The sequence below is a fragment of the Peribacillus kribbensis DSM 17871 genome, from assembly GCF_000430765.1.
In the GTDB taxonomy this organism is placed as follows: Bacteria; Bacillota; Bacilli; order Bacillales; family DSM-1321; genus Paraperibacillus; species Paraperibacillus kribbensis.
In genome coordinates, this window is the sequence record NZ_AUMQ01000035.1 from 73,958 (window position 1) to 81,526 (window position 7,569).

A 7,569-nucleotide genomic window follows, 5' to 3' on the forward strand; every position below is an offset into this window, starting at 1 on the left:
TGGGTCAGTTTATGAATATTACGATTGATGTACAAGATATAGAGTCAAAAGCAGCAGTGAAGGTGAAAGGCGAGATTGATGCTTATACAGCCCCGAAGCTTCGAGAAACTCTCTTCCCGCTGTCTGAACAGGAAAATGTCCAGATGGTTGTGGATCTTTCGGACGTTTCTTATATGGACAGCACGGGGCTGGGAGTGTTTGTAGGGTTATTTAAAAGCGTACGGGCCCACAATGGAGAATTCCGGTTGGTAGGGTTAACAGAGCGTCTTCGCCGTTTGTTTGATATTACGGGTCTAGCTGACATTATTGATATTAATAGCAATGCTGAAGGTGGAGTAAAATGAGTGAAACATTTGAATACATTGAAATGAAGTTTCCCGCTAAGCCGGAATTCATTGGAGTGATCCGTTTAACGTTATCCGGAATTGCCAGCCGAATGGGCTTTGCATATGAGGATATCGAGGATCTAAAAATAGCGACAAGCGAAGCATGCACGAATGCGGTGCAGCATGCCTATAAAGAAAACGAAAAAGGCGAAGTGAAAATAAGCTTTGGACTTTATGAAGACCGCCTGGAGGTTATGGTGGCTGACAGCGGCCACAGCTGCAATTTCGATGAGGTTCGAAAAGGTCTGGGCCCATACAGCCAGAATCAGAATGTCGATCTTCTTAGAGAAGGAGGCTTAGGACTTTACCTCATCGAGTCTCTCATGGATGATGTGAAAATACATCAGCATGAAGGGGTAACGGTGTTCATGACTAAGTTTTTAGCAGGAGAGCAGGTGGAGAATGATGCAGAAAGAATCTCAACCTAACCAGGCAGTAAAAGAAAAGGTAAACGAATGGATTAAAGCTTTCCAATTGCACCAGGATGAAGAAGCCCAAAATTCTCTTGTGCTGCATTATCAGGGTCTAGTTGAGACCATTGCAAGGAAATACTCAAAAGGCAAATCCTATCATGAGGATATTATTCAGGTGGGTATGATCGGTCTTTTGGGAGCAATACGCAGATATGACGAGACATTTGGCAAAAGCTTTGAAGCCTTTGCAGTACCAACCATTATTGGAGAAATAAAACGTTTCCTGCGTGACAAAACATGGAGCGTCCATGTGCCGCGGCGCATTAAGGAATTAGGTCCTAAGATTAAAGTGACGGTTGAAGAGCTTACCACTGAGCTGCATCGTTCCCCAAAAATTGAAGAAATAGCGTCTTACCTGGAGGTTTCCGAAGAGGAAGTCCTGGAAGCGATGGAAATGGGCAAGAGCTATCAGGCTCTATCCATCGATCATTCCATTGAAGCTGATTCCGATGGAGGAACAGTCACGCTTTTAGATATTTTTGGAAATGTAGATGAAGGCTTTGAAAAGGTAAATCAGCGTCTTGTTCTTGAAAGAGTTCTCCATGTACTGACCGATCGAGAGAAAAAGATCATCCAATACACGTATTTAGAAAACTTGAGCCAAAAAGAAGCTGGAGAACAGCTAGGCATTTCTCAAATGCATGTATCCCGTCTGCAGCGGAGGGCTATAAAGAAATTGCAGGAAGCCATTAATGCGGAAGCCAGTTCGGAGTATGCGAAATGATCCAAACGCATGTGAAGGAGCAGCATCTAGAACTGCTGGTATCGCAATCCTCGAAGAATGACATGCCATATTGCGGGGATAGCTATTTTTATACCGTGACCGATGATTATTTTATCTGTGTCTTGGCAGACGGCCTAGGAAGCGAGGAATTTGCTTATGAATCCTCTGCAGCTGTAACCGATGTTGTGAAAAGTAATCATCATTTAGATGTAGATACACTGATGAAGAAATGTAATGAAGTCCTGGTAAATAAAAGAGGAGCTGCTGTCTCCATTCTGAAGGTGAATTTTAAGGAACAGGAATTTATCTATAGTTCAGTAGGAAACATCCGGTTCTTCTGTTATCTGCCAAATGGCAAGCTGATCTATCCGCTGCCTGTGACAGGTTATCTATCGGGACGTATGCAAAAGTATCATACTCAATACTATAAATACGAGCCAAACTCCAACTTCATTCTCCACTCAGATGGCCTGCAGATGATCGGCGCTAAACGGATTCTTAAATCCCATGCGCCTCTTCAGCAGACAGCCCATCTGTTACTTGAAGAAAACAGTGCTTATTCTGATGATACGACCTTTTTATTAGGGAGTCTGCTTTAATAGCGGGCTTTTTTATTTGCCGTAAACCAGATGTAAGTAAATACTGTGAAAATAAGAGGTTTACCTATATAATAAATCCAATTGAAAGAAAGGCGTGATGTTATGGAATCGCGAACCGAATATGCTACTTTTGCAGGAGGATGCTTCTGGTGTATGGTAAAGCCCTTTGATGAACTTCCAGGTATTAAAGGGATTGTTTCAGGCTATACAGGGGGAGAAAAAGAAAATCCTTCTTATGGAGAAGTAAAAACAGGAACGACCGGCCATTATGAAGCTGTCCAAATCACTTTTGATCCTGAAGTCTTCCCATATGAAAAGCTTTTGGAACTATACTGGCCGCAAATAGATCCGACCGATGATGAAGGACAATTCTTTGATCGCGGAAGCCAGTATAGAACAGCTATTTTTTATCATAATGATCATCAAAAGAGCCTGGCGCAAAAAACGCTAAAGGAGCTGGAGGAAAGCGGACGGTTTAAAAAGCCGATTGTAACAGAAATTCTTCCTGCGGCGATTTTTTACCCTGCTGAGGAATACCATCAGGACTTTTATAAAAAAAATCCTAAGGAATATAAGCAGGAAAGAATCGAATCTGGCAGAGATACATTCATTGAAGAAAATTGGAAATAAAGCAGAACACCCAGGAATTCCTGGGTTTTTTATTTACCTTCTAACATATCTTTTAAGTTTAAACAAACGTTTAATTAAATTGCTTCCTGGCTTAATCATGTGATCAGAACCAGTGTGCGCTTTTTAAACAAACGATTGATTTAGATCTTGGGAAGATGGACGGTTCGCTCTCCTTTGGGCAATTTGATACTATAGTATATAGAGATTGAATGTGGAGGCCTGAATGATAGTTATGGATGAAAAAATGAAAACGATTATTGAACAGCTTGTAACAGAACTTAACTTTAAAAAATTTCAGATTCAGCAGGTTCTTCAGCTGACACAAGAGGGAAATACAGTTCCGTTCATTGCCCGCTATCGAAAGGAAATGACGGGTTCTCTGGATGAAGTCCAGATTCGCGATATTCTGGAACGATCAGCATATCTCGAAAATATGGCGAACCGTAAAGAAGAGGTCCTCCGAATCATAGCAGAACAAGGAAAAATGACTCCTGAGCTTGAAGGACAAATCAAAAGGGCTTCTAAACTTCAGGAAATTGAGGACCTATACAGGCCTTATAAACAAAAAAGGAGAACCAAAGCTACAGCAGCCAAAGAAAAGGGACTAGAGCCCCTGGCAGACTGGCTTCTGACGGCAGGCCGGGGAGATATACAGGCCAAAGCTTCTGAGTTTGTCTCTGAAGAAAAAGAGGTTCATTCGGCTGCTGATGCTCTTGCGGGGGCCAAAGACATTATTGCTGAGCACATCTCAGACGATGCCGGACTACGAAAATGGATACGCAACGAAACATTTCGGAACGGCCGTCTGGAATCATCGGTTAAATATCAGGAGAAGGATGAAAAGAACGTTTATGAGATGTATTACAGCTATGAGGAAGCCGTTAATAAAGCAGCCCCTCATCGAATTCTAGCTCTAAATCGCGGAGAAAAGGAAGACATATTAAGGGTATCTGTCCGTGCGGAAAGCGGCAGCATCCTAAAGCACATTGAGTCAAAGATCATAAAAGCACCAGGCTCACCCGTGGAACCTTATCTTAAAGAGGCGGTGGAGGATGCTTATAAGAGGCTCATCCAGCCTTCTATAGAACGGGAAATACGAAAGGAGCTTACTGAAAAAGCAGAAGACCGCGCAATTCATATATTTTCCGAGAATCTGCGGAATCTTCTCCTTCAGCCGCCTTTAAAAGGAAAAACGGTGCTGGGGGTTGATCCAGCCTTCCGGACAGGCTGCAAGCTTGCGGTTATCAATGAAACCGGGAAGGTCCTTGAAATTGGGGTGATTTATCCACATCCTCCAGTAAATAAAAAAGAGGAAGCCCGAAGCCGTCTAAAAAAAATTCTTGCTGAAAATGCAGTTGGATTAATTGCCATTGGAAATGGAACTGCCTCCAGAGAAACGGAGCAGTTTGTGGCCGACACGCTAAAAGAGCTTCAGCAGGATATTTCGTACATTATAGTCAATGAAGCAGGGGCAAGCGTCTACTCTGCCTCCGAAGCCGCAAGGGAAGAATTTCCCGGCTACCAGGTGGAAGAAAGAAGTGCTGTGTCCATTGCCAGGAGGCTTCAGGACCCGCTGGCAGAGCTGGTGAAGATTGATCCGAAATCAGTGGGAGTAGGGCAGTATCAGCATGATGTTTCACAAAAAAAGCTGGCTGATTCCCTTACATTTGTCGTAGAAACGGCAGTGAACTCTGTCGGAGTGAATGTAAATACCGCCTCTGCGGCCATCCTTCAATATGTATCCGGATTGTCCAAAACGGTGGCCCTGAATATTGTTAAGAAAAGAGATGAAGAAGGGAAATTTGTATCTCGGTCAGATTTGAAAAATATTCCGCGCCTCGGTTCGAAAACATATGAACAGGCGATAGGGTTCTTGCGAATTCCTGATGGGACCCAGCCTTTGGATGCTACAGGAATTCATCCAGAGAATTATGCTGCGGTCACGAAGCTTTTAAAAAGCATGGGCTTCACATCTAAAGATCTGGGAACGAGTGAGCTGAGAGCGAATCTGGACGTTCTGGAGATTCCTCGAACGGCACAGGAGCTGGAGATGGGGGAGATAACCCTTAAAGACATCATTGATTCACTTAAGAGGCCGGGTAGAGATCCTCGGGATGAGCTGCCTAAGCCCCTTTTAAAACAGGGTGTTCTAAAGCTTGCAGATTTACATGAAGGCATGGAGCTGCAGGGGACAATACGTAATGTGGTGGATTTCGGCGCTTTTGTTGATATAGGTGTGAAACAGGATGGGCTGGTCCATATCTCAAAGCTGAGCAAGGGTTTTGTCAAACATCCGCTTGATATTGTTTCAGTCGGGGATGTTGTGACTGTGTGGGTAGATGGAGTGGATACGAAAAAGCAGCGCGTAGCTCTTTCGATGGTTGGCCCGCACGCATAACCAGCCGCTCCCGGAAAAAAGAATAAGCTGGCTCCAGTAAGCATTTATAGCTGCTCAGGGTCAGCTTCTTTTTTTCTATAAAAGAACCAGCATTGGTTCAGCAATTTTATTTGATAATGATTTTTTTCGTAAAATGCTTTTCTGATTTGGTTTTGGAACCACCGGGGCATTTTTTTAGCCTCCAATCATCATTGGTATTAATTAATGTATGTGAAAACAGTTTGTCATGTTACACGTGAAACAAAAAGTAGCCGAAAAGAGCGAATCATCCTTCAGCAGTTCGGATATAAGGAAAGGGAAGAAAGATTCATGGAACAAAAACAACTTCAACAGCTGGTTGAACAAATATCACTTCAATCTTTCGGGAAAAAGTTCCAGCACAAAGCGAGTTTTAATCCAAGGCTGAGAACTACAGGAGGCAGATACCTTCTCAAGTCCCATAACATAGAAATTAACAAAAAATATTATGAGCAATTGGGAGAGAAGGAGCTGATTGGGATCATTAAACACGAGCTCTGTCATTATCATCTTCATTTAGAAGGAAGGGGATATCAGCACAGAGACAGTGAATTTAGAGAATTGCTGAAGGAGGTGGATGCTCCCCGGTTCTGTCAGGTGCTTCCTCAAGCGGATCGTAAACCAAGGAGCCAGAGAGTGATTGAATATACATGCCAATCCTGCAGGCAGGTTTACCGAAGAAGGAGAAAGGTTGACACCAGCCGGTATGTTTGCGGAAAGTGCAGGGGGAAACTTTTGTTTAAAAGGGAGTTGACAGTGAATTGAACTCATGGTAAATTTATATATCGTTGCTGCTGTTCTTACAAAAACAGCAGGAAAATTAATTCAAAAAAGTTCTTGACTCTAGATTGATTAGTGAGTATAATCATAAGAGTCGAAAACAAACAACTTGAATTACTTCTTGAGAGTTTCTGGACAATCATAGATTTTCATATTGATCCGCAGTAGCTCAGTGGTAGAGCATTCGGCTGTTAACCGAACGGTCGTAGGTTCGAGTCCTACCTGCGGAGCCATTTTTTTGTGGGGAAGTACTCAAGAGGCTGAAGAGGCGCCCCTGCTAAGGGTGTAGGTCGCGTAAGCGGCGCGAGGGTTCAAATCCCTCCTTCTCCGTTTTCAAAAAATATACGGCCCCTTGGTCAAGCGGTTAAGACACCGCCCTTTCACGGCGGTAACACGGGTTCGAATCCCGTAGGGGTCATTATAAGATTGAATTATGGGCTATCCCTTATTCAAATCATATTCATAAGGGTCCCGTGGTGTAGCGGTTAACATGCCTGCCTGTCACGCAGGAGATCGCGGGTTCGATTCCCGTCGGGACCGCCATTCTTATATTTACGTATATTGGGCTATAGCCAAGCGGTAAGGCAACGGACTTTGACTCCGTCATGCGTTGGTTCGAATCCAGCTAGCCCAGCCATACGAGCCATTAGCTCAGTCGGTAGAGCATCTGACTTTTAATCAGAGGGTCGAAGGTTCGAATCCTTCATGGCTCACCATTAATAAAAATGAAATTCGCGGGTGTGGCGGAATTGGCAGACGCACCAGACTTAGGATCTGGCGCCGCAAGGCGTGGGGGTTCGACTCCCTTCACCCGCACCATTAATTACCATTGAAGTTCGGCAGATGATTTGTTAAAGTAATTTATGTCGCTGAGCGGTCGTGGCGGAATGGCAGACGCGCTAGGTTGAGGGCCTAGTGGGGGCAACCCCGTGGAGGTTCAAGTCCTCTCGGCCGCACCATTAGATTTTAAACATCATGAATGAATTTATTTTGCGCCCGTAGCTCAATTGGATAGAGCGTCTGACTACGGATCAGAAGGTTATGGGTTCGACTCCTTTCGGGCGCGCCATATGAACGGGAAGTAGCTCAGCTTGGTAGAGCACTTGGTTTGGGACCAAGGGGTCGCAGGTTCGAATCCTGTCTTCCCGACCAGGCAGCTTCGTATTCAACTTAATATGCGGGTGTAGTTTAATGGTAAAACCTCAGCCTTCCAAGCTGATGTCGTGAGTTCGATTCTCATCACCCGCTTTTGCTCTTTGAAAACTGAACGAAACAAGACGCCAACGTTATTTTCTTTCGAGAAAATACAAAAACAAGTTTTAAACTTTTATGAGCTACATCAAACATTCTTCGGAGAGTTTGATCCTGGCTCAGGACGAACGCTGGCGGCGTGCCTAATACATGCAAGTCGAGCGGATCGATGGAAGCTTGCTTCCTGAGATCAGCGGCGGACGGGTGAGTAACACGTGGGCAACCTGCCCCTAAGATCGGGATAACTTCGGGAAACCGGAGCTAATACCGGATATGACTTTCCTTCACATGAAGGGAAGTGGAAAGACGG

The 7,569-nt window shown here is 44.3% G+C and carries 8 protein-coding genes, 11 tRNA genes and 1 rRNA gene; 19 read left to right on the forward strand and 1 reads right to left on the reverse strand.

Annotation, left to right across the window (positions count from 1 at the left end; translation table 11 throughout):
* Positions 1-11: 11 nt before the first annotated feature.
* From H539_RS0107310 to H539_RS0107335, 6 genes are all read left to right on the forward strand, one after another.
* Positions 12-344 carry an anti-sigma factor antagonist gene (locus H539_RS0107310; RefSeq protein WP_026692987.1) on the forward strand — a complete coding sequence of 111 codons (333 nt, stop codon included), beginning with the start codon at positions 12-14 and terminating at the stop codon, positions 342-344.
* Positions 341-814, forward strand: a complete 474-nt coding sequence (rsbW, locus tag H539_RS0107315) for an anti-sigma B factor RsbW (RefSeq protein ID WP_026692988.1) — start codon at positions 341-343, stop codon at positions 812-814. The genes H539_RS0107310 and rsbW overlap by 4 nt, the downstream gene beginning before the upstream one ends.
* Positions 792-1,583 carry an RNA polymerase sigma factor SigB gene (gene sigB / locus H539_RS0107320; protein ID WP_026692989.1) on the forward strand — a complete coding sequence of 264 codons (792 nt, stop codon included), beginning with the start codon at positions 792-794 and terminating at the stop codon, positions 1,581-1,583. Before rsbW ends, sigB begins: the two co-directional genes overlap by 23 nt.
* A complete protein-coding gene (locus tag H539_RS0107325; protein WP_026692990.1) occupies positions 1,580-2,182 on the forward strand; it encodes a PP2C family serine/threonine-protein phosphatase in 603 nt (200 codons plus the stop codon). The genes sigB and H539_RS0107325 overlap by 4 nt, the downstream gene beginning before the upstream one ends.
* A 102-nt stretch (positions 2,183-2,284) precedes the next feature.
* On the forward strand, positions 2,285-2,812 hold the full coding sequence (gene msrA, locus H539_RS0107330; protein WP_026692991.1) for a peptide-methionine (S)-S-oxide reductase MsrA: 528 nt from the start codon (positions 2,285-2,287) through the stop codon (positions 2,810-2,812).
* 223 nt (positions 2,813-3,035) lie between these two features.
* Entirely contained in the window at positions 3,036-5,210 is a 2,175-nt protein-coding gene (locus tag H539_RS0107335) for a Tex family protein (protein ID WP_026692992.1), read from the forward strand.
* Between the two features lie 44 nt (positions 5,211-5,254).
* Here the strand turns inward: H539_RS0107335 and cmpA are convergent, their stop codons facing one another.
* Complete coding sequence (cmpA, locus tag H539_RS31365) at positions 5,255-5,380, reverse strand: cortex morphogenetic protein CmpA (RefSeq protein WP_155889960.1); 126 nt, start codon at positions 5,378-5,380, stop codon at positions 5,255-5,257.
* A 139-nt stretch (positions 5,381-5,519) separates the two neighbouring features.
* Between cmpA and H539_RS0107345 the strand changes: the two genes are divergently transcribed.
* The 13 genes from H539_RS0107345 to H539_RS0107405 form a co-directional block, all read left to right on the forward strand.
* Positions 5,520-5,993, forward strand: a complete 474-nt coding sequence (locus H539_RS0107345; RefSeq protein ID WP_026692993.1) for a SprT family protein — start codon at positions 5,520-5,522, stop codon at positions 5,991-5,993.
* 173 nt (positions 5,994-6,166) lie between these two features.
* Positions 6,167-6,241: transfer RNA gene (locus H539_RS0107350), tRNA-Asn, on the forward strand.
* A 9-nt stretch (positions 6,242-6,250) separates the two neighbouring features.
* Positions 6,251-6,338 (forward strand) — tRNA-Ser (locus H539_RS0107355).
* A 16-nt stretch (positions 6,339-6,354) separates the two neighbouring features.
* A tRNA-Glu gene (locus H539_RS0107360) sits at positions 6,355-6,426 on the forward strand.
* 49 nt (positions 6,427-6,475) lie between these two features.
* A tRNA-Asp gene (locus H539_RS0107365) sits at positions 6,476-6,551 on the forward strand.
* A gap of 19 nt (positions 6,552-6,570) precedes the next feature.
* A tRNA-Gln gene (locus H539_RS0107370) sits at positions 6,571-6,645 on the forward strand.
* Positions 6,646-6,648: 3 nt separating this feature from the next.
* Positions 6,649-6,724 (forward strand) — tRNA-Lys (locus H539_RS0107375).
* Positions 6,725-6,742: 18 nt separating this feature from the next.
* A tRNA-Leu gene (locus H539_RS0107380) sits at positions 6,743-6,827 on the forward strand.
* A 54-nt stretch (positions 6,828-6,881) separates the two neighbouring features.
* Positions 6,882-6,967 (forward strand) — tRNA-Leu (locus tag H539_RS0107385).
* Positions 6,968-7,000: 33 nt separating this feature from the next.
* A tRNA-Arg gene (locus tag H539_RS0107390) sits at positions 7,001-7,077 on the forward strand.
* Between the two features lie 6 nt (positions 7,078-7,083).
* Positions 7,084-7,160, forward strand: a tRNA-Pro gene (locus H539_RS0107395).
* Between the two features lie 25 nt (positions 7,161-7,185).
* Positions 7,186-7,256: transfer RNA gene (locus H539_RS0107400), tRNA-Gly, on the forward strand.
* A 99-nt stretch (positions 7,257-7,355) separates the two neighbouring features.
* Positions 7,356-7,569 (forward strand): 16S ribosomal RNA (locus tag H539_RS0107405); the annotation flags it as partial.

Excerpts from the sequence above, each read along its gene's own strand:
- H539_RS0107310 (WP_026692987.1), top strand. The coding sequence starts at position 12 with ATGAATATTACGATTGATGTACAAGATATAGAGTCAAAAGCAGCAGTG.
- rsbW (WP_026692988.1), top strand. The coding sequence starts at position 341 with ATGAGTGAAACATTTGAATACATTGAAATGAAGTTTCCCGCTAAGCCG.
- sigB (WP_026692989.1), top strand. The coding sequence starts at position 792 with ATGCAGAAAGAATCTCAACCTAACCAGGCAGTAAAAGAAAAGGTAAAC.
- H539_RS0107325 (WP_026692990.1), top strand. The coding sequence starts at position 1,580 with ATGATCCAAACGCATGTGAAGGAGCAGCATCTAGAACTGCTGGTATCG.
- msrA (WP_026692991.1), top strand. The coding sequence starts at position 2,285 with ATGGAATCGCGAACCGAATATGCTACTTTTGCAGGAGGATGCTTCTGG.
- H539_RS0107335 (WP_026692992.1), top strand. The coding sequence starts at position 3,036 with ATGATAGTTATGGATGAAAAAATGAAAACGATTATTGAACAGCTTGTA.
- cmpA (WP_155889960.1), bottom strand. The coding sequence starts at position 5,380 with ATGCCCCGGTGGTTCCAAAACCAAATCAGAAAAGCATTTTACGAAAAA.
- H539_RS0107345 (WP_026692993.1), top strand. The coding sequence starts at position 5,520 with ATGGAACAAAAACAACTTCAACAGCTGGTTGAACAAATATCACTTCAA.